Origin of the sequence: Brachymonas sp. J145, assembly GCF_036312245.1 — a bacterium.
GTDB lineage: Bacteria > Pseudomonadota > Gammaproteobacteria > Burkholderiales > Burkholderiaceae_C > Brachymonas > Brachymonas wangyanguii.
Window position 1 is genome coordinate 226,887 of the sequence record NZ_JAZDCI010000003.1, and the last position, 21,108, is coordinate 247,994.

The window sequence follows — 21,108 nt, forward strand, 5'->3', positions numbered from 1 at the left end:
CCCTTCATGAACCCCGCCCCCTGGTACCAACGCTGGATCCCGACGGAAGAAAAGCTGCGCCAAAGTCGCTGGCTGGGCTGGCTGGCACCCTGGCTCGGGCGTCCATCGCTCTGGGTCTGGTCGCGCCATGGTGTGGCGCTGGGGGTGGCATTGGGCGTGTTCTTCGGCATGCTGGTGCCGATTGCGCAGATTCCGGCATCGACGATTGCCGCCGTGGCCCTGCGTGCCAACCTGCCGGCTGCCGCTGCCAGCACTTTCGTCAGCAACCCGATCACCTTTGCCCCGGTCTATTACCTGGCCTACCAGCTCGGCAACGTGGTGCTGGGCAATGAGCCGGAGCAGCGCGCACCGGCGCAGGCCAATGCCGACAAGCTGCAGAAGCAGCTGAAGGAAGAAAAACAGCTGGGTTTCTGGCAGCGCCTGAAGCTGATGGGCAAGCCGTTGATGGTCGGTCTGGTGATCCTGGCCACGGCCTTCGGCCTGTTCAGCTATGTGCTGATCAGCCTGATCTGGTTTGCCAGCCGCTGGTGGCGTGAGTACAAGGCGGGCAAGGGCCAGGCCTGATGCCGTGGGCAGGCGAGGGCGGTTATCATCTTCCCATGAGCCAGCACATCCCCACCCGCATCATCCACGATCCCTACCAGGCCCCGGCCGACTTCGAGGCGCCGCAGCAGCCGGTCTGCAAGGCCTCGACCGTGTTCTTCCCGAATATCGCCGCCATGCGCCAGCGCACCTGGCTGGACAAGAGCGGCTACACCTATGGCCTGCATGGCACGCCGACCAGCTATACGCTGGAGCAGCGCCTGTGCAGCATCGAGGGCGGCCTGCACGCGGTGCTGGTGCCCAGCGGCCTGGCCGCGATTGCCTGCGTCAACCTGGCGTTGCTGCATGCCGGTGACGAGGTGCTGATTCCCGACAATGCCTACGGCCCGAGCAAGACGCTGGCCGAGGGCGAGCTGGAGCACTGGGGCATCAGCCATCGCTATTACGACCCGATGGACGTGAATGACCTGGCCGACAAGATCGGGCCGAGCACGCGCCTGGTCTGGCTGGAAGCAGCCGGCTCCGTCACGCTGGAGTTTCCCGATCTGGTGGCGCAGGCACGCCTGTGCCGCGACTTGGGCGTGCTGACCGCGCTCGACAATACCTGGGGCGCCGGTCTGGCGTTCCAGCCGTTCGACCTGCTGCGCTGTGGCGATCCCGACAGCGACGAGGCAATTGGCGTCGACATCAGCGCGCATGCCCTGACCAAGTACCCGAGCGGCGGGGCCGATGTGCTGATGGGCAGCGTCATCACGCGCGATCCCGCGCTGCATCGCCGCATCCTGCTCAGCCATATGCGCCTGGGCCTGGGCGTAGGCATGAACGACGTGGAGCTGGTGCTGCGCAGCCTGCCCAGCATGAGCCTGCGCTACCATGCGGCGGATCGCAGCGCACGCCATCTGGCGCAGTGGCTGCAGCAGCAGCCGCAACTGGCACAGGTGCTGCACCCGAGCCTGCCCGAATCGCCCGGCCATGCCAGCTGGAAGGAAGTCTGCAGCTCGCCCGAGCAGCCGCATGGAGCCGGTGCTGGCATCGTCAGCGTGATCTTCGAGGAGCATTACACGCAGGACGAAATCGATGCCTTCTGCGACAGCCTGCAGCTGTTCCGCATCGGCTACAGCTGGGGTGGGCCGGTCAGCCTGGTCATGCCTTACGACCTGGGCGAGATGCGTACGGTCTGGCCTGAGCACCTCGCACGCGGTACGCTGGTGCGCTTCTGCATCGGCCTGGAAGACCCGCGCGATCTCGAGGCTGATATTGCCCAGGCGCTGCTGGCGCTGCCGACCTGAATCCGGCAGGCAAGGCAGGACGTATCGGACAGGCCACAACAGGCGACAAAATGCCTGTAAGCTGTGGCCAGTGCTTGATATTCCATTGGCGTGCGAGCTATAATCCCATCTTTCGATCCTCTGTTAGCCGCCTCGCTGGGCGACGTGTGTCTGCATGACACCCGCCAGCAGCAGCCGGATACCGTAGTTGGTGCCTGTGTGAAGAGGCCATTTGTGCAGCTTGAATACGATCGGAGAGTGTGAGGAATTCAGCAATGAACCTGATCCAGACCCTGGAAAAAGAAGAGATCGAGCGTCTGAACAAGACCATCCCCGCTTTCGGCCCTGGCGACACCGTGATCGTCAGCGTGAACGTGGTGGAAGGCACGCGCAAGCGTGTGCAGGCCTACGAAGGCGTCGTGATTGCCAAGCGCAACCGCGGCCTGAACAGCGCCTTCACCGTGCGCAAGATCTCCAGCGGCGAAGGCGTGGAACGTACGTTCCAGACCTACAGCCCGCTGATTGCCGGTATTGAAGTCAAGCGCCGTGGTGACGTGCGTCGTGCCAAGCTGTACTACCTGCGTGAGCGCAGCGGCAAGTCGGCACGCATCAAGGAAAAGCTGCCGTCTCGCGTCAAGGTTGCCAGCTAAGCTGCTGCCGCGATGCCAGCCTGCCTGCGGGCAGGCCAGACCGCTCCCGCCTCAGGGCTGGAGCGGTTTTTTCTTGTCTGCTTGTCAGCATTTGCCAGTCCACGTATGCTTGCAGATGCCGTGACAGGCACCGGATACCCTTATGCGCAAGACCGATTCCCGCCCCTCCACGCCGAACCCGCAGCAGCCTGCCGACCAGCAGGTGAATGCGCTGGATCCGCGCCAGATCCCGATCTGGCACGAGGCGACCAGCCAGGTGCAGCAACAGCAGGCGCTGGCGCTCGACCGGCTGTCGCTGTCGGCAGTGCGTCAGCGCTTTGCCAATCCCTTGCCGTGGCAGCCGGAACAGCGCAGCGAGCTGCTGCCCTGGCAGCAGCCGCCGCGTGACGCTGCCGTGCTGCTCGGCCTGCAGCCGCTGCAGCAGTCACCGGACCAGTTGCGCGTGCTGCTGACGCAGCGCACCGAGCACCTCAAGTCGCACGCCGGCCAGATCGCTTTTCCGGGCGGCAAGATCGATCCTGATGATGCCGATGCCGTGGCGGCCGCCTTGCGCGAAGCCGAGGAAGAGGTCGGCTTGCCGGTGGAGGGCGTGCAGGTGCTGGGTAAGTTGCCCAGCTACATGACCGGTACCGGCTACCGCGTGACGCCGGTGGTTGGCATCCTGTCGCCGGACGTGAGCCTGCAGCCGAATCCGAACGAGGTGGCGGACGTGTTCACCGTGCCGCTACCGTTCCTGATGGACCCGCGCCACCATCGCAAGCACCAGTGGCAGCCGGCACCCGATCATCGTCGCGAATGGTTTTCCATGCCTTACCAGGAGGCGGATACTGGCATCGAACGCTATATCTGGGGCGTGACCGCCGGCATCTTGCGCGATTTCTACCGTTTCCTGGCGGCCTGACCTGACACCGGGCAGTGCTATGCTAGGCCTGCCCGTTTTCTCTCCGATTGCCGCATGTCCCTGATTTCCCTTCTGCTCGTCCTGCTGATCGAACAGCTCCAGCCGTCATCGCTGCGCCAGCCGGTGCTGCGCCGTTATCTGCAGCTGGCGGATCGCGTGGCGGACCGTCTGCCCTTGGCGCAACGACGCCAGGGCTGGCTGGCCTGGGCGCTGGCCGTGCTGCTGCCGGCAGGGCTGTCGGCGCTGCTGTACTACCTGCTGGATGCGGTGGGCTGGCTGCTGTCCTTGCCTTGGCTGGTGGCCGTGCTGCATGTCTGCCTGGCGTATCGCCCGTTCGGCCAGCCCTTGGCACGCATCCGCGATGCACTCGACATGGGGCAGGAGCAGCAGGCGCGCCAATGGCTGGCTGACTGGAAGCAGGTGGATGTCATGGCCTTGCCACACCATGACGTGCTGCGCCAGGCGCTGGAGCAGGGCACGCGCGATGCGCATCGCCAGCTGTTTGGTGTGCTGGCCGCTTTCCTGATCGGCATGCTGCTGGGCCTGGGTCCGGCCGGTGCCGTGCTGTTCCGCGCGGCCGATGTGCTGGCACAGCACTGGCGCCAGCCGCGTGCCGGGGAAGATGCTGCAGCGCATGCGCTGCTCACGGACGTGTCGCGCCAGGCCTGGAACTGGATCAACTGGCTGCCGGCCCGGGTGACGGCAGCGAGCTTTGCCGTTGCCGGCAATTTCGAGCAGGCGCTGGACAACTGGCGCTTCCAGATGCAGGGGCTGCCGGCCAGCGTCTCCGATACCGATACCGATGCCGATACGCTGGTGCAGGCGACGGCGATGGGGGCGATTGACCTGTCCTGGCCGCTGCCGGCAGCGGTGGGTACGCCGCGCCTGCCGGCTCCGCAAGACCTGCCTGCCGCTGACGCACCAGGCGCCAGCATGCTGGTGGAGCAGCCCGGCTTGCGTTCGCTGCAGGCGCTATCCGGCCTGATCCGGCGTGCGCTCTGGCTCTGGTGCCTGCTGCTGGCGCTGATCACGCTGACGCGCTGGGTCAGCTGAGGCTCAGTAACGCACCTGCGACAGTTCCTCGAACAGCTCGGCGTAGAGCTTGTGGCGCAGCGGGTGTACGCCGCCTTCGGCCACTGGCTGGTCTAGCGAGGCGAGCACGCCGCAGCCCGGTTCGTGCAGATGGGTGCAGTTGTAGAATTTGCATTGAGGCACGTGCTGACGCAGGTCCGGCATCCAGGACGCCAGATCGGCTGGCGCGATATGGCGCAGGCCGAATTCCTGGAAACCCGGTGAATCGATCACTGCGCTGCCGCTGTCGCGGTCCATCCAGTACCAGCGCGTATTGGTGGTGGTGTGGCGGCCCGAGTTGAGTGCCTGCGAAATCTCGCCGACCTGCGCATTGGCATCGGGCAGCAGCCAGTTGATCAGCGTGCTCTTGCCGGTGCCGGACGGACCGAGCACCAGCGTCTTGCGGCCTTGCAGCCACTGCTGCAGCTGCGCCAGTGCCGGATCGTCAGCGGCATGTTCCGTCAGCGAGACGCCGAGCGTGTCGTACTGCATGGCGCGGTAGGGTTCCAGCCGCTCCCAGCCGCGCGCATGCGCCTCGGCCAGATCGGCCTTGTTCAGCACGATGCGCGGCCGGATGCCGGCGGCATCGGCCGCGATCAGGGCACGCGCCAGCAGCTTGTGCGAGAACTCGGGTTCGGCGGCAATCCAGATCAGCACCTGGTCGATATTCGCGGCAAAGGCCTTGGTGCGCATCTCGTCCTGGCGGTAGAACAGGTTGCGGCGCGGCAGCACCTGCTCGATGCTGCCTTCCTCGCCCTGGCCGGGTGGTGGGGCGCTCCAGCGCACCTGGTCGCCGACGACGACGGTGCTCTTCTTGCCACGCGGGTGGCAGATGCGACGGCTGCCGTCATCAGTTTCGACTACGCAGTGGCGGCCATGGGCCGATACCACCAGTCCGTCCATCAGGTCGGTGGTGGAGGCGGCAGGGGCAGGGCGGCGGGGTTTGCCCATTCAGGCCATGCCCATGCGCGCCAGGCGGTTGCTGGCCGGCGGGTGCGAGTAGTAGAACTTCACGTAGAGCGGATCCGGCGTGAGCGTGGAAGCATTGTCTTCGTACAGCTTGAGCAGGGCGGTGGCCATCGGTTCGGCAGCGGTCTGCTGCACGGCATAGGCATCGGCCTGGTATTCGTCACGTCGCGACAGCGAGGCCAGCAGCGGCGACAGGAAGAACACGAAGGACGGCACCACCAGCAGGAACAGGATCAGCGCCAGCGCGGCATTCGGCGATAGCAGGTTGGGCATCACGCCCAGGCCGCTATAGAACCAGACCTGGTTGTAGAGCCAGCCCAGCATTGCAAAGCCGGCCAGGCTCAGGCCAAACATCAGCACCATGCGCTTGATGATGTGGCGGTGGTGGAAATGGCCCAGCTCATGGGCCAGCACGGCCTCGACCTCATCGGTGCTCAGCTTGGACAGCAGGGTATCGAAAAACACTACGCGCTTGGAGCTGCCCAGGCCGGTGAAATAGGCGTTGGCATGGGCGCTGCGGCGGCTGCCATCCATCACGAACAGGCCCTTGGCCTGGAAGCCGCAGCGCTGCATCAGCGCCTGCACGCGCTCGCTCAGCTGGCTGTCCTGCAGCGGCTGGAACTTGTTGAACAGCGGTGCGATCACGCTCGGGTAGAGCACCATCATCAGCAGCGCAAACAGCACCCAGACGCCCCAGGCCCAGAGCCACCACAGACTGCCGGCACGTTCCATCAGGAACAGGTAGAGCGCCGCCAGCGGCAGGCCGATGACGGCGGTCATCAGCGTGCTCTTGAACACGTCCGCCCACCAGAGGCCCTGCGTGCTCTTGTTGAAGCCGAAGCGTTCTTCCAGCTTGAAGGTGGCATACCAGCTCACCGGCAGTTCCAGTGCGCCATTGATCAGGAAAAAGGCGGCGATCAGCGCCAGCTGCTGCCAGAACGGATGTTCGATCAGGTTGTGCAGCTGGTAGTTGAGCGCGGCCAGGCCACCGAGCAGTGTCCAGCCGATCACGATGGCGGCGCTGTAGGTGCTTTGCCAGAGATCCATCTGGTTGCGCGCCACGGTGTAGGCGGCGGCTTTCTGGTGTGCCTGCTGGCTGATATAAGGCGCAAACGGTGCCGGTACCTGATGCCGGTTCCAGGCCACATGGCGGATCTGGCGCGTCGCCAGCCAATAGCGCAGCAGCAGGCTGCCGACCAGGGCCAGCACGAACAGCGTGGTAAACAGGTTCAGATAGGTAATATCAAAGGGGAGTGCATCCATGCGGCACAAGTGTACCTGTCTGCGGGGGATTGCGCTGACCCGATCGGCGCGAGATGCCACTGGATGCGAGACAATACGGCCATGAGTGAAACCCTGAACCCCGCCGCCGAAGCGGCTGCCCCTCCCGTGCTGGCCAAGCACGATGACAACCTCATCTGGCTCGATTGCGAAATGACCGGACTGGATCCCGAGAAGGAGCGCATCATCGAGATCGCGCTGATCGTGACCAGCCCGGACCTGGCGACGCGCGTGCACGGCCCGGTGCTGGTGATCCACCAGAGCCAGCAGCTGCTGGATGGCATGGATGCCTGGAACAAGGGCACGCATGGCCGCAGCGGCCTGATCGACAAGGTCAAGGCCAGCAACGTGACCGAAGCCGATGCCGAAAAGGAGATCCTGGCCTTCCTGCGCAAGTACGTGAGCAAGGGCAAGTCGCCGATGTGTGGCAACACCATTGGCCAGGATCGCCGTTTCCTGGTCAAGGCCATGCCCAAGCTGGAAGCCTACTTCCACTACCGCAACCTGGATGTGAGCACGCTCAAGGAACTGGCGCGCCGCTGGCGCCCGGAACTGCACGCGCAGTTCAAGAAGCACCAGAAGCACACCGCGCTGGCCGATGTCGAGGAGTCCATCGACGAGCTGGTCTATTACCGCGAGCACTTCCTGCGCATGCCGGAGCCGGTAGCGGCGGAGCAGGCCTGACATGCCGAAGCGCAAGCCGGTCATTGGCCTGGCGCTGGGCAGCGGCTCGGCGCGTGGCTGGGCGCATGTGGGCGTGCTGCGCACGCTGCTCGAGGCCGGCATCCGTCCCGATATTGTCTGCGGTTCGTCCGTGGGCGCCATCGTTGGCGCTGCCTATGCCACCGGCAAGCTCGACAGTTTCGAGGAGTGGATCCGCAGCCTGCGCATGCGCGACGTGATCTCACTGATGGATTTTCGCCTGACCGGCGGCATGCTCAAGGGCGAGAAGCTGGTCAGCTTTTTCCGCAAGCATTTTGAGGATTGCCGGATCGAGGATCTGCCGATGCCGTTCGGCGCGGTGGCGACGGCGCTGCACGGCGGCAACGAATTGTGGCTGCGCGAGGGCTCGCTGGTCGATGCGGTGCGCGCCTCGATTGCCTTGCCCGGCGTGTTCACGCCGGTCATGGTGCAGGAGCGCCTGCTGGTGGACGGTGGCCTGGTCAATCCGGTGCCGGTGACGCTGGCACGCGCCATGGGTGCCGATATCGTGATCGCGGTAGACCTGAACCGCGACATCCTGCAACGCCACCTGCAGCCACCGGACGAGCCGGCGCAACGTTCTCCCTGGCTGCAATCGATCCAGAACACATTGGGTGGCTGGCTGCCGGACAGCGTTACCGATATCGTCAGCTCGCCATTGCCCTCGATGCTGGAAGTGCTGGCAACCAGCATCAACATCATGCAGGAACGCATCACGCGCAGCCGCATGGCCGGTGATCCGCCCGACATGGTGATTGCGCCACGGCTGGCACATTTGTCGCTGATGGATTTCCACCGGGCGCAGGAGGCGATTGATGTCGGCCGTCAGGCGACCGAACTCCTGCTGCCGGTGATGCAGCCGTGGGTCAATGTATCGCCGCCCGATCCGGCGCCGATCTTGCCCGCGCCGCTGCCCGGCGCATCGGATGTGCTGGCCGATGTGCCGCCGCCCGTGGTGGATGCGCCCTGATCAGTCCTGCTGGGCAGGCGGCAGGATGTCAAGCGCCGTCTTCTGCTGCAGCAGCGTGCGTACACGCTCCAGATCGCCGGCGGCGGCCGCCTGGTTGGCCTGACGATCCAGTTCGTCGGCATGCAGCCAGGTGACGGCAGAGCGCAGTTCGGCCAGCGCCTCGTCCTGGCTCGGGTTCAGTTCCAGCGTCTGGTAGTTCTGCACCAGTTGCAGCGCCACATCGCCCCAGGCCACCTGCGGCAGGCTTTCCTGCAGCGCGCCCCAGGCCAGGGCACCATGCTCCTGATACTGGCTGTCGATCCAGCCGAACAGCGGGCCGTGCGGTATCGGCAGCGCGCACAGCAGGCCTTGCAGTGCCGGCGGCAAGCGGCCCCAGAACGGCATGTGCAGCAGCAGCAGGCGCAGCGCGTGGTCGGCGCGACTGGCTGGCGGGCTGCGCCGGCCCTGGTTGACGGGCACTGCTGGGCTGGTATTTTTTTTCCACGGCTGTTTCTGCCACTGCCCACGTTGGCCGGAGGCTGGTCGCCATTCGGCCGTGGCCGGGGCAGACTGCGCCGGCGCGCTGCCCGACTGCCGTGGCGCAGGCTGGCCGTGCGGGGACGATCCGCCCTGGGCCTGCCAGACATGTTGCAGGTCGGCGGCTGTCAGCTGTGCCTGCGCGGCCAGTTCGGCCAGCAACTGCGCCTTGAGCGCGCCATCGGGCAGCGCCTGCCAGAGCGGACGCGCCTGGCTGCTCATGCGGGCACGTCCTTCGGCGGTGGCCAGGTCGCAATTCTCGCAGGCCACCTGGATCAGGAACTGGCTGAGCGGCAGCGCCTGTTGCACCTGGGCGCTGAAAGCTTCCGGCCCATGGGCGCGGATAAAGCTGTCCGGATCATGCTCGGGCGGCAGGAACAGGAATTTGACGCTGCGGGTATCGCTGGCGTAGGGCAGGGCGGCGACCAGCGCCTTGTGCGCGGCACGCTGGCCGGCCTTGTCGCCATCGAAGCTGAACACGATCTGGTCGGTGTAGCGGAACAGCTTGTGCACATGCTCGGGCGTGCAGGCGGTGCCCAGCGTGGCCACGGCATTGGCAAAGCCGAGCTGGGCCAGCGCCACCACGTCCATATAGCCTTCGGTCACCAGCGCGTAGCCGTGGCTGCGCAAGGCATCGCGAGCCTCGAACAGCCCGTACAGTTCGCGGCCCTTGCTGAACACCGGGGTTTCCGGCGAGTTCAGGTATTTGGGCTTGTCATCGCCCAGCACGCGGCCGCCAAAACCGATGCATTCCCCCTTCACATTGCGGATCGGGAACATGATGCGATGGCGGAATCGGTCGTAGCGCCGGTCCTGCGTGCTGTCACCGGCCTGGTCGGGCTGGCGGATCACCAGGCCGGCTTCTTCCAGCAACGGATCGGTGTATTCGGGGAACACGCTGGTCAGATGGTGCCAGCCGGCCGGCGCGTAACCCATGCCGAAGCGGAGCGCGATGCGGCCGGTCAGGCCGCGGTTCTTCAGGTAGTCGATGGCAACCGGTGCCTGCTTGAGCTGCTTGCGGTAATCGGCACCGGCACGTTCCAGCACATCGGTCAGTGTTGCCTGCTTCTGCTTGCGTTCTTCCTGCTGGGCGCGCTGCTGCGGGCTGATGTTCTCTTCCGGCACTTGCAGGCCGTGCTGCTGTGCCAGATCCTGCACCGCCTCGATGAAACTCATGCCGTTGTGCTCCATCAGGAAGCGGATCGCATCGCCATTCTGGCCGCAGCCAAAGCAGTGGTAGAACTGCTTGCTCGGGCTGACCGTGAAGGAGGGCGATTTTTCCGAATGGAAGGGGCACAGGCCGGAAAAGTTGGCACCGGTCTTTTTCAGCTGGACGTGGCGACCCACCACCTCGACGACATCGACGCGTTGCAACAGATCCTGGATGAAACCCTGCGGAATGGCCATGCAGGGATTGTAGGTGCTGGAGTGCTCAGCCGGCGGCGAGCAGGCCGTTGGCGAAATGGGTGTGCACGGCGGCGCTGGCGGCGCTGGCATCGCGCGCCATCAGGGCGGCCAGAATGGCGCTGTGTTCTTCCAGCGACTGCTGCACGCGACCGGTCTTGAACAGCGAGTGGTGGCGGCCCAGCTGCATCACGCCGCGCAGGTCATTCACGATCTGCATGCGCCAGTGGTTGCCGCTGATGTCCAGCATGCGGCCGTGGAACTGCTGGTTGAGGGCAAAGAACTGGTCGATCAGGGCGCTGTCCGTGGGCGCGTCGGCCAGCAGGGCAGCCAGCTGGTGCAGCTGCTGATGCAGGCTGGACAGTTCCTGCAGTTCGCTGTCGCTGGCCTGGCGCGCCACGTCGGCGGCAGCATCGGCTTCGAGCAGGGCCAGCAGGTGGTAGATTTCGCGCACCTCGTTTTCCGGCACTTCGGTGACGTAGGCACCGCGCCGTACCCGGATCGTGACCAGGCCTTCGGCGGCCAGCACCTTGATCGCCTCGCGCATCGGCGTGCGGCTGATGCCCATTTCTTCGGCCAGCTTCTGTTCGTCGATCCAGCTGCCGGGTTGCAACTGCTGCTGCAGGATGCGGCGGCGCAGGTTGTCGGCCACATCGGCGTAGAGCGGACGTGCGGCACCGGGCAGTCGTTCAGACTGCTGGCGTGTCAGGATCGAGCTGGCAAGAGGCATATCCGCGGGCCTATCGTAAAAAAAGGGTCACAATGGGCGCATCTTACCTGTATTTGCATTCATAATTACAGCATTGCCAAATGCAACAGCGGGGGCTTTCCAGCCAACGGTCCGGCGCACTTGGCGAGTGGCTTAGTTTGGTTTTTTTTTGCTATAACACGACAAGCCCGTGTTGGCTGACGGCACCGCGCCGCGTGCGCGGTTTCCGTGCGTCTGCCGCCCGGGTTATCCATCATTACAGAGAGGGACTGCAATCCATGGCAAATTCCGACAACACCGTGTTCAACCCCAGCACAATGGAAGACTGGCTCAAGTCGGCAGCCAAGTCGGCCCCCGGCGGTGACGTGCAGGCCCTCAACTGGATCACGCCGGATGGCATCACGGTCAAGCCGCTGTACACCGCAGCCGATACCGCCGACCTGCCGTACGCCAACACGCTGCCCGGCTTCGAGCCCTTCCTGCGCGGCCCGCAGGCCACCATGTACGCGGTGCGTCCCTGGACGATCCGCCAGTACGCCGGTTTCTCTACCGCCGAAGAATCCAACGCCTTCTACCGCAAGGCACTGGCCGCTGGTGGCCAGGGCGTGTCCGTGGCGTTTGACCTGGCCACGCACCGCGGCTACGACTCCGACCATCCGCGCGTGACCGGTGACGTCGGCAAGGCCGGCGTGGCGATCGACAGCGTGGAAGACATGAAGATCCTGTTCGACGGCATCCCGCTCGACAAGGTGTCGGTGTCCATGACCATGAACGGCGCCGTGCTGCCGGTGCTGGCAGGTTACGTGATTGCGGCCGAAGAGCAGGGCGTGTCCCAGGACAAGCTCAGCGGCACCATCCAGAACGACATCCTCAAGGAGTTCATGGTCCGCAACACCTATATCTACCCGCCGCAGCCGTCGATGCGCATCATTGGCGACATCATCGAGTACACGAGCCAGAACATGCCCAAGTTCAACTCGATCTCGATTTCCGGCTACCACATGCAGGAAGCCGGTGCCAACCAGGCGCTGGAGCTGGCCTTCACGCTGGCCGACGGCAAGGAGTATGTGAAGACGGCGCTGGCCAAGGGCATGGACGTGGACGCCTTCGCCGGCCGCCTGTCCTTCTTCTGGGCCATCGGCATGAACTTCTATCTGGAAATCGCCAAGATGCGCGCCGCACGTCTGCTGTGGTGCCGCATCATGAAGGAGTTCAACCCCAAGAACCCGAAGAGCCTGATGCTGCGCACGCACTGCCAGACTTCCGGCTGGTCGCTCACCGAGCAGGACCCGTACAACAACGTGGTGCGCACCACCATCGAGGCCATGGCAGCCGTGTTCGGCGGCACCCAGTCGCTGCACACCAACGCGCTCGATGAGGCGATTGCGCTGCCGACCGAATTCTCCGCCCGCATTGCCCGCAACACGCAGCTGATCATCCAGGAAGAAACCCATATCACCAATGTGATCGACCCCTGGGCTGGTTCCTACATGATGGAAAAGCTGACCCAGGAAATGGCCGATGCCGCCTGGAAGATCATCGAGGAAGTCGATGCCATGGGCGGCATGACCAAGGCCGTGGACAGCGGCTGGGCCAAGCTCAAGATCGAGGCCGCCGCGGCCGAGAAGCAGGCGCGCATCGACTCCGGCAAGGATGTCATCGTCGGCGTCAACAAGTACAAGCTGGCCAAGGAAGATCCGGTCGAGATCCTGGAAGTGGACAACGTCAAGGTGCGCGAGTCGCAGGTGGCCCGCATCAACCAGATCAAGGCCTCGCGTGACAGCGCGGCCGTGCAGGCCGCTCTGGACGCCCTGACGGCCGCCGCCGAATCCGGCGAAGGCAACCTGCTGGATCTGGCCATCAAGGCATCGCGCCTGCGTGCCACCGGTGGCGAGATTTCCGACGCGCTTGAAAAGGCATTTGGCCGCCATCGTGCGGATACGCAAAAGGTGACTGGTGTGTACGCTGCTGCTTATGATTCGGCCGAAGGCTGGGAAAAACTCAAGGAAGAAATCAACCAGTTCGCCGAGCAGCAGGGCCGCCGTCCGCGCGTGATGGTCGCCAAGCTGGGCCAGGACGGCCATGACCGCGGCGCCAAGGTGGTGTCCACTGCCTTTGCTGACCTCGGTTTTGACGTCGACATTGGCCCGCTGTTCCAGACGCCGGAAGAGTGCGCACGCCAGGCCGTCGAGAACGACGTGCACGCGATCGGCATCTCCACGCTGGCTGCCGGCCACAAGACGCTGGTGCCGGCCATCGTCAACGAACTGAAGGCGCAGGGCGCTGACGACATCGTGGTGTTCGTCGGCGGCGTGATTCCGCGTCAGGACTACGACTACCTGTACGAAGCTGGTGTCAAGGGCATCTACGGCCCGGGTACGCCGATCCCGGTCAGCGCCAAGGACGTGCTGGAACAGATCAAGGCAAGCCTGTCCTGATCCATGTTGCCAGCAGTTCCCGCCATCCTGGAAGCCATCCTGCACGGTGACGCCCCGCGTCGCCGTCGCGGCATCGCCAAGGCGATCACGCTGCTTGAATCCACCCGCGCCGATCACCGTGCGCTGGCCGACGAGCTGCTGACGGCCTTGCTGCCGCATACCGGCAAGGCGCTGCGCCTGGGCCTGAGCGGTGTGCCGGGCGTGGGCAAGTCGACCTTTGTCGAGACCCTGGGCCTGCACCTGACCGGTCTGGGCCTCAAGGTGGCTGTGCTCGCGATCGATCCGTCTTCCAGCGTGTCCGGTGGTTCCATCCTGGGCGACAAGACCCGCATGGAACGCCTGAGCCGCGAGCCCAATGCCTATATCCGTCCCAGCCCGAGCAGCTGCAACCTGGGTGGTGTCGCCGAGAAGACGCGCGAAGCCATGCTGGTGTGCGAGGCGGCCGGCTATGATGTGGTGATCATCGAGACCGTCGGTGTCGGCCAGTCCGAAACCGCGGTACACGATATGGCCGACATGTTCGTGGTGCTGCAGTTGCCGAATGCCGGCGACGACCTGCAGGCGATCAAGAAGGGCGTGATGGAAATGGCCGATCTGGTCGTGATCAACAAGGCCGATATCGATCCGGTGGCGGCTACGCGCGCCCAGGCCCAGATTACCTCCAGCCTGCGCCTGCTCGGCTTTCATGGTCGCCACGACGATAACGATGCACCCCAGTGGCAACCGCGTGTGCTGCAGATCAGCGCACTCGAGGGCACGGGGGTCGAGGATTTCTGGGCTGCGGTCGAAGAGTACCGTGGCATCAATACCGGCAACGGCAAGCTGGCGCAGCGTCGCCAGCAACAGTCGCAGGCCTGGATGTGGGAACGCATCGATGCCGGCCTGAAGGATGCCTTCCGCACCCATGCCGGCGTGTCCGGCCAGCTGCCCGCGCTGTCGCAGCGTGTGCAGGAGGGTTCGCTGGCGGCCTCGACTGCGGCGCGCCAGCTGTTGCAACTGTTCCAGTCCGGGCCGCAGGCCTGAGGCTGGCAGCCATTCCTGTTTGTACCTGTTTCAATCTTTCCATTTTTAAAAACCAAAGGATCCGAGATGAAGGCAATTCTTGACCAACTTGATCAGAAGCGCGAAGCCGCCCGACTGGGTGGTGGCCAGCGACGCATCGATGCGCAGCACGGCAAGGGCAAGCTGACCGCGCGCGAGCGTATCGAGGTACTGCTCGACGCCGGTACGTTCGAGGAATGGGACATGTTCGTGGAGCACCGCTGCACGGACTTTGGCATGGAACAGAGCCACATTCCGGGTGACGGCGTGGTGATCGGCTACGGCACCATCAACAACCGCCTGGTGTTCGTGTTCAGCCAGGACTTCACCGTGTTCGGCGGCGCGCTGTCCGAAGCGCACGCAGAAAAGATCTGCAAGCTGATGGACCAGGCCATGAAGGTCGGTGCACCGGTGATCGGCCTGAACGACTCCGGCGGTGCCCGTATCCAGGAAGGCGTGGCTTCCCTGGCGGGTTACGCCGAAGTGTTCCAGCGCAACGTGATGGCCTCCGGCGTGGTGCCGCAGATCTCCATGATCATGGGCCCCTGCGCCGGTGGTGCAGTGTACTCCCCGGCCATGACCGACTTCATCTTCATGGTCAAGGACAGCTCCTACATGTTCGTGACCGGCCCGGAAGTGGTGAAGACCGTGACGCACGAATCCGTGACGGCCGAGGAGCTGGGCGGTGCCATCACCCACAGCAGCCGCAGCGGCGTCGCCGACCTGGCTTTCGAGAACGACGTGGAAGCGCTGCTGATGCTGCGTCGCCTGTACAACTACATCCCGTCCAACAACCGCGAGAAGGCGCCGTACCGCCCGACGCTGGATCCGGTCGATCGTGCCGACATGAGCCTGGACACGCTGGTGCCGGAGAACCCGAACAAGCCCTACGACATGAAGGAGCTGATCACCAAGACGGTGGACGACGGCGAATTCTTCGAGCTGCAGCCTGACTACGCCGCCAACATCGTGATCGGCTTTGCCCGCATGGACGGCAACGTGGTCGGTATCGTGGCCAACCAGCCGCTGGTGCTGGCCGGCTGCCTGGACATCAAGTCCTCTATCAAGGCGGCCCGTTTCGTGCGCTTCTGCGATGCCTTCAATATCCCGGTCGTCACCTTTGTCGACGTGCCCGGCTTCATGCCCGGTACCAGCCAGGAATACGGCGGCATCATCAAGCACGGCGCCAAGCTGCTGTACGCCTACGCCGAGTGCACGGTGCCGAAGATCACCATCATCACGCGCAAGGCCTACGGCGGCGCGTATGACGTGATGAGCTCCAAGCACCTGCGTGGTGACGTGAACCTGGCCTGGCCGAACGCCGAAATCGCGGTGATGGGTGCCAAGGGCGCGGTGGAGATCATCTTCCGTGAAGACAAGAATGACCCGGAAAAGCTGGCAGCCCGCGAAGCCGAATACAAGGCGCGTTTCGCCAACCCGTTCGTCGCCGGCGCCCGTGGCTTTATCGACGACGTGATCCAGCCGCACGAGACGCGCAAGCGCATCTGCCGTAGCCTGGCCATGCTGAAGGACAAGAAGCTGGAAAACCCGTGGCGCAAGCACGGCAATATCCCGCTGTAATCGCTTGCCGATCCGCATCGTTTCGACTCTCACCAGATTGAAAGAACATCGCATATGTTTACCAAGATCCTGATTGCAAACCGCGGCGAGATTGCCTGCCGCGTGATCGCCACTGCCAAGAAAATGGGCATCCAGACCGTGGCGGTCTATTCCGACGCCGACAAGGACGCACGCTTCGTGCAGATGGCCGATGAGGCTGTCCGCCTGGGCCCGCCGCCGTCGCGCGAGTCCTATCTGCTGGGCGACAAGATCATCGAGATCGCCAAGCAGACCGGTGCCCAGGGCATCCACCCGGGTTATGGCTTCCTGTCCGAGAACGAGGAGTTCTGCCGCAAGGTTGAAGAGAATGGCATCGCCTTCATCGGCCCCAAGCACGGCGCGATTGCCGCCATGGGCGACAAGATCGCTTCCAAGAAGCTGGCCGATGGCGCTGGCGTGAGCACGATTCCGGGCTACAACGACCCGATCGACACGCCGGAGCAGGCGGTCGAGATCGCCAAGGGCATCGGCTACCCGGTGATGATCAAGGCCTCCGCTGGCGGCGGTGGCAAGGGCCTGCGCGTGGCTTTCAACGACAAGGAAGCGCACGAAGGTTTCGCCTCTTGCCGCAACGAAGCCCGCAACAGCTTTGGCGATGACCGCGTGTTCATCGAGAAGTTCGTCGAGCAGCCGCGCCACATCGAGATCCAGGTGCTGGGCGATGCGCACGGCAACGTGATCTACCTGAACGAGCGCGAGTGCTCAATCCAGCGTCGTCACCAGAAGGTGATCGAGGAAGCGCCGTCTCCCTTCATCAGCGACGAGACGCGCAAGGCGATGGGCGAGCAGGCCGTGGCCCTGGCCAAGGCAGTGAACTACCAGTCTGCCGGTACCGTGGAATTCGTGGTGGGCAAGAACCAGGACTTCTACTTCCTGGAAATGAACACCCGCCTGCAGGTGGAGCACCCGGTGACCGAGTGCATCACCGGCCTGGACCTGGTGGAGCAGATGATCCGCGTGGCGGCCGGCGAAAAACTGACCATCAGCCAGTCCGACGTCAAGAAGGAAGGCTGGTCCATCGAGTGCCGTATCAACGCCGAAGACCCGTTCCGCAACTTCCTGCCTTCCACTGGTCGTCTGGTGCGCTTCCAGCCGCCGGAGCAGAACCTGTTCCAGGGCGAGCCCAGCACCGATTACGGCGTGCGCGTGGACACCGGCGTGGTGGATGGCGGCGAGATCTCCATGTTCTACGACTCCATGATCGCCAAGCTGATCGTGCATGGCAAGGACCGCAATGACGCTATCGCGCGCATGCGTGAAGCCCTGAACGCTTTCGTGATCAAGGGCGTGCAGAGCAACATCCCGTTCCAGGCCGCGCTGCTGGCGCATCCCAAGTTCATCTCCGGCGATTTCAACACCGGCTTTATCGCCGAAAACTATGCCGATGGCTTCCGCGCAGAAGACGTGCCGCACAGCGACCCGTACTTCCTGATGGCGATGGCGGCACGCCTGAACATGTACTACCGCAACCGCGCACAAGACCTGCAGGGCAAGTTCTGGGAAGGCTACAAGCGCCTGCCCAAGCGCGAGTTCACCGTCTGTGCCCTGGGCAAGGAAGGCGCCAACGTCTATGTGGACGCCAGCCTGAGCGAAACCGCACCGGGCCAGTCCACCGTGGTGACGCTGCAGACGCCCGACGGCGAGCGCCAGTACGACATGCTGATCGACCACTTCCTGGGCGATAGCCGCATCACCGGTACCTGCAACGGCGAAGCCTTCACCGTGCAGATGGAGCGTGGCCAAGGCAAGAACCCGCTGGCGATCCGCGTGATCCACAACGGCACCCAGATCGATGCGTTGGTGATGCACCCGCGTACCGCCGAACTGCACAAGCTGATGCCGTACAAGGCACCGCCGGACATGAGCAAGTTCGTGCTGTCCCCGATGCCGGGCCTGCTGACGCAGGTGGCCGTGCAGCCGGGCCAGAAGGTGCAGGCCGGCGAACGCGTGGCCGTGATCGAAGCCATGAAGATGGAAAACATCCTGTTCGCCACCGCCGACGGCGTGGTGAAGGAAGTGCTGGCACAGCCGGGCGAGAGCCTGGCGGTCGACCAGGCCATCGTGGCGTTCGAATAAGCAACTCCGCCTGATCGCTGAGTAGCACCGGACCGTCCATGTGCAAGCATGGGCGGTTTTTTCCATGAGCCACATCCTCAAGATTGCCATCCATGCCACGCCCGGTGCCAAGCGCACCGAGGCGGCCGGCCTGTACGGCGATGCCTTGCGCGTGCGGCTTGGAGCCCCGCCGGTGGATGGCAAGGCCAACGAGGCGCTGATTGCCTGGGCCGCCGCCACCTTTGGCGTGCCGAAGAAGCAGGTGGAGCTGCTGCACGGCGCAGCCGGACGGCAGAAGGTGCTGGCCGTGCACCTGCCCGATGCGCAGGCACTGGCATCGGCACAAGTACTGCTGGAGCGCTTGCGCAGCAGCTGAAACCAGACATCCCGCAGCGGATGCCGGAGATGGCGCAGACACGCCATGTCCCGCATGCTGGCCCGTCCCCGGCGGGCAGGACAGACCCAACAGAAGGAGAGCACGCCATGCTGATGGCACACCTGCAGCAGCAACTGGCTGCCCTGGAGCAGTCCGGCCTGCGCCGTCGCCGGCGCACGGTGCAGCTGCCCTGCGGCCCGCAGCAGCAGTTGGCCGGACAGGCACAACCGCGGCTGTCGTTCTGCAGCAATGACTACTTGGGCCTGGCCGCGCATCCCTTGCTGGCGCAGGCGCTGACCGAAGGCGCGCAGCGCTGGGGCGTGGGCAGCGGAGCCTCGCATCTGGTCAGCGGCCACTACCAGGTGCACGAAGACGTGGAGCAGGGCTTTGCGCGCTGGCAGCAGGCGCATATCCCGCAGGCCGAGGGCTTGCTGTTCTGCAGTGGCTTCATGGCCAATATGGCGCTGATGACGACGCTGGGCGATGGCCAGACCACGATTTTTTCCGACAAGCTGAACCATGCCTCGCTGATCGACGGCGCGCGTCTGGCCGATGCCGAGGTGCGTCGCTATGTGCACGGCGATCTGGCACAACTGGAGCGCCTGCTGCAGCGCTGCAGCACGTCGTTGCGTTTGATCGTGACCGATGCCGTGTTCAGCATGGATGGTGACCTGGCTGATTTGCCCGGGCTGCTGGCGTTGGCCGAACAGTACGACGCCTGGCTGGTGGTGGACGATGCGCATGGCCTGGGCGTGCTGGGCGCGCAGGGCCACGGTAGCCTGGAGCACTTTGGCCTGTGCAGCGAACGCCTGATCTGGATGGGCACGCTGGGCAAGGCGATGGGCGTGGCCGGCGCCGTGGTGGTGGCACACGCCACCATCATCGATTGGCTGGTGCAGCGTGCACGCCCGTATATCTACACCACCGGCATGTCACCGGCACTGGCGCAGGCCTTGCTGGCCGCGATGGAGCTGGTAGAGTCGCCAGAGGGCGCTGCCCGCCGCCGCCACCTGCAACAGCTGATCAGCCGACTGCGCGCCGGACTGTCGGCGCTGGTGCAGCAGCACTCGCACTGGAGCCTGCCCGATTCCGCCACTGCCATCCAGCCGCTGCTGGTCGGCAGCAACGAGGATGCGCTGCGCCTCTCGGCCACGCTGGAGCAGGCCGGCATCTGGGTGCCGGCGATCCGCCCGCCGACCGTACCGGCCGGCACGGCGCGCCTGCGCTTTACCCTGAGTGCCGCCCACACGGATGCGCAGCTCGACCAGCTGCTCGCTGTACTGGCTACCCTGGAGAAGAACGAGTCATGAATCCACCGGAATCCATCGTCCTGACGGACGCGCAGGCAGCAGGCAGGCCGCAGGCCAGTCCGCTGGCGCCGGATTTTGCCGATAACCCCTATGCCACGTACGCACGCTGGCGCGATGAAGGCCGCTTGCTGTGGAGCAATGCCTTTTTTGGCGGCGCCTGGCTGCTGACGCGCCATGCCGATGTCGAGAACGCCCTGCGCGATCCGCGCTTGTCGGCACAGCGTACCGGCGGCTGGGTGATGGATGTGGCCGAGGGCGATCGCGCCGGCCTGACCCCGTTCCAGCGCCTGTTTACGCGCGCCTTGCTGTTCCTGGACGCGCCCGAACACACGCGGCTGCGCCAGGTGCTGATGCCGGCATTCCGGCCGCAGCGCCTGCAGGCCCTGCAACCCGAGATCGAACAGTTTGCCGCTGAGCTGGTGGCGGGTATCACGCCTGGCCAAGACTTCGATTTCATGGAGCGTATCGCACGTCCGCTGCCGGTACGCGTGATTGCGCGCCTGATGGGCGTGGACCTGTCGCTGGAGCAGGATTTCATGCGCTGGGCTGATGACATTGCCGCCTTTATCGGCGCGGTGCGCCCGACAGCGGAACAGACCCGACTGGCCCAGCGCAGCACGCTGGAGATGGCAGGCTATTTTGAGCGTGAGCTGCTGCCGCGCCGCCGTCGCGAACCACAGGACGACCTGGTCACCGAGCTGGTACAGGTGCGTGATGATGGTCGTATCAGCTCCGATGCCGAGCTGCTGGCGCAGTGCGCCATGCTGCTGTTTGCCGGCTATGAGACCACGCGCAACCTGCTCGGCAATGGCATGCTGGTGCTGATGCAGCATCGCGCCCAGTGGGAACAGCTGTGCCGCCAGCCAGAACTGGTGCCGGGATCGATCCGGGAGCTGCTACGTTTTGACAGCCCGGTGCAGTGGACCGGCCGCCGTGTGGCCAGCAGCTTTACCCTGCACGGTCAGCAACTGCGCCGTGGTGAACTGGTGCTGCCGATGATCGGCTGCGCCAACCATGACCCGGCGCGTCATGCTGACCCGGACACACTGGATGTGCAGCGCGAGAACCCCGGTGCGCTCTCATTTGGCAGCGGCCCGCACGTCTGCATTGGTGCGGCACTGACCCAGCTGGAGGCGCAGACCCTGTTCACGCAGCTGGTGCAGCGGCTGCCGGGATTGCAACTGGCCGGTGAGGTCGAGCGCAATGGCAACCCGGTGTACCGCGGCATCCTGCGCCTGCCGATGCGGCTGCCGGCCTGAGTATCATTGTTTTATTTTCAATCGC

At 64.7% G+C, this 21,108-nt stretch carries 18 protein-coding genes; 14 read left to right on the forward strand and 4 right to left on the reverse strand.

The features are described 5' to 3' along the window. The first annotated feature begins 6 nt into the window (after nucleotides 1–6). From V1261_RS05010 to V1261_RS05030, 5 genes are all read left to right on the forward strand, one after another. Nucleotides 7–564 carry a DUF2062 domain-containing protein gene (locus V1261_RS05010; RefSeq protein ID WP_329770339.1) on the forward strand — a complete coding sequence of 186 codons (558 nt, stop codon included), beginning with the start codon at nucleotides 7–9 and terminating at the stop codon, nucleotides 562–564. Nucleotides 565–599: 35 nt separating this feature from the next. Beyond that, complete coding sequence (locus tag V1261_RS05015; RefSeq protein WP_329770340.1) at nucleotides 600–1,832, forward strand: PLP-dependent transferase; 1,233 nt, start codon at nucleotides 600–602, stop codon at nucleotides 1,830–1,832. 254 nt (nucleotides 1,833–2,086) lie between these two features. Continuing rightward, nucleotides 2,087–2,461 (forward strand): 50S ribosomal protein L19, encoded by a 375-nt coding sequence (gene rplS, locus V1261_RS05020; RefSeq protein WP_329770341.1) that lies wholly within the window; start codon nucleotides 2,087–2,089, stop codon nucleotides 2,459–2,461. 142 nt (nucleotides 2,462–2,603) lie between these two features. Continuing rightward, nucleotides 2,604–3,362, forward strand: coding sequence for a CoA pyrophosphatase (locus V1261_RS05025; protein WP_329770342.1), 759 nt, complete (start codon nucleotides 2,604–2,606; stop codon nucleotides 3,360–3,362). Between the two features lie 54 nt (nucleotides 3,363–3,416). After that, nucleotides 3,417–4,415: a cobalamin biosynthesis protein gene (locus tag V1261_RS05030; RefSeq protein ID WP_329770343.1), complete on the forward strand. Its 999-nt coding sequence runs from the start codon at nucleotides 3,417–3,419 to the stop codon at nucleotides 4,413–4,415. A 3-nt stretch (nucleotides 4,416–4,418) separates the two neighbouring features. Here the strand turns inward: V1261_RS05030 and rsgA are convergent, their stop codons facing one another. Further along, complete coding sequence (rsgA, locus tag V1261_RS05035) at nucleotides 4,419–5,384, reverse strand: ribosome small subunit-dependent GTPase A (protein WP_329770344.1); 966 nt, start codon at nucleotides 5,382–5,384, stop codon at nucleotides 4,419–4,421. Then, complete coding sequence (locus tag V1261_RS05040; RefSeq protein WP_329770345.1) at nucleotides 5,385–6,665, reverse strand: M48 family metallopeptidase; 1,281 nt, start codon at nucleotides 6,663–6,665, stop codon at nucleotides 5,385–5,387. A gap of 81 nt (nucleotides 6,666–6,746) precedes the next feature. Between V1261_RS05040 and orn the strand changes: the two genes are divergently transcribed. Continuing rightward, nucleotides 6,747–7,367, forward strand: a complete 621-nt coding sequence (gene orn / locus V1261_RS05045) for an oligoribonuclease (protein ID WP_329770346.1) — start codon at nucleotides 6,747–6,749, stop codon at nucleotides 7,365–7,367. A 1-nt stretch (nucleotide 7,368) separates the two neighbouring features. Continuing rightward, nucleotides 7,369–8,355, forward strand: coding sequence for a patatin-like phospholipase RssA (gene rssA / locus V1261_RS05050; RefSeq protein WP_329770347.1), 987 nt, complete (start codon nucleotides 7,369–7,371; stop codon nucleotides 8,353–8,355). Here rssA and dnaG read toward each other — a convergent pair whose 3' ends face one another. Both dnaG and V1261_RS05060 read right to left on the reverse strand, forming a co-directional pair. After that, nucleotides 8,356–10,278 carry a DNA primase gene (gene dnaG / locus V1261_RS05055; protein WP_329770348.1) on the reverse strand — a complete coding sequence of 641 codons (1,923 nt, stop codon included), beginning with the start codon at nucleotides 10,276–10,278 and terminating at the stop codon, nucleotides 8,356–8,358. Between the two features lie 25 nt (nucleotides 10,279–10,303). Further along, nucleotides 10,304–11,005, reverse strand: a complete 702-nt coding sequence (locus V1261_RS05060; RefSeq protein WP_329770349.1) for a GntR family transcriptional regulator — start codon at nucleotides 11,003–11,005, stop codon at nucleotides 10,304–10,306. A 257-nt stretch (nucleotides 11,006–11,262) separates the two neighbouring features. Between V1261_RS05060 and scpA the strand changes: the two genes are divergently transcribed. The 7 genes from scpA to V1261_RS05095 all read left to right on the forward strand — a co-directional run bounded on the left by scpA (nucleotide 11,263) and on the right by V1261_RS05095 (nucleotide 21,083). Further along, complete coding sequence (gene scpA / locus V1261_RS05065) at nucleotides 11,263–13,422, forward strand: methylmalonyl-CoA mutase (protein ID WP_329770350.1); 2,160 nt, start codon at nucleotides 11,263–11,265, stop codon at nucleotides 13,420–13,422. A gap of 3 nt (nucleotides 13,423–13,425) precedes the next feature. After that, entirely contained in the window at nucleotides 13,426–14,445 is a 1,020-nt protein-coding gene (gene meaB / locus V1261_RS05070) for a methylmalonyl Co-A mutase-associated GTPase MeaB (RefSeq protein WP_329770351.1), read from the forward strand. Between the two features lie 66 nt (nucleotides 14,446–14,511). After that, nucleotides 14,512–16,044 carry an acyl-CoA carboxylase subunit beta gene (locus tag V1261_RS05075; protein ID WP_329770352.1) on the forward strand — a complete coding sequence of 511 codons (1,533 nt, stop codon included), beginning with the start codon at nucleotides 14,512–14,514 and terminating at the stop codon, nucleotides 16,042–16,044. 54 nt (nucleotides 16,045–16,098) lie between these two features. Next, a complete protein-coding gene (locus V1261_RS05080) occupies nucleotides 16,099–18,159 on the forward strand; it encodes an acetyl/propionyl/methylcrotonyl-CoA carboxylase subunit alpha (RefSeq protein ID WP_329770353.1) in 2,061 nt (686 codons plus the stop codon). A 64-nt stretch (nucleotides 18,160–18,223) separates the two neighbouring features. Then, on the forward strand, nucleotides 18,224–18,514 hold the full coding sequence (locus V1261_RS05085; RefSeq protein WP_329770354.1) for a DUF167 domain-containing protein: 291 nt from the start codon (nucleotides 18,224–18,226) through the stop codon (nucleotides 18,512–18,514). Between the two features lie 107 nt (nucleotides 18,515–18,621). After that, nucleotides 18,622–19,824, forward strand: a complete 1,203-nt coding sequence (gene bioF / locus V1261_RS05090) for an 8-amino-7-oxononanoate synthase (RefSeq protein ID WP_329770355.1) — start codon at nucleotides 18,622–18,624, stop codon at nucleotides 19,822–19,824. Then, entirely contained in the window at nucleotides 19,821–21,083 is a 1,263-nt protein-coding gene (locus tag V1261_RS05095; RefSeq protein ID WP_329770356.1) for a cytochrome P450, read from the forward strand. The genes bioF and V1261_RS05095 overlap by 4 nt, the downstream gene beginning before the upstream one ends. The last annotated feature ends 25 nt before the right edge of the window (nucleotides 21,084–21,108 follow it).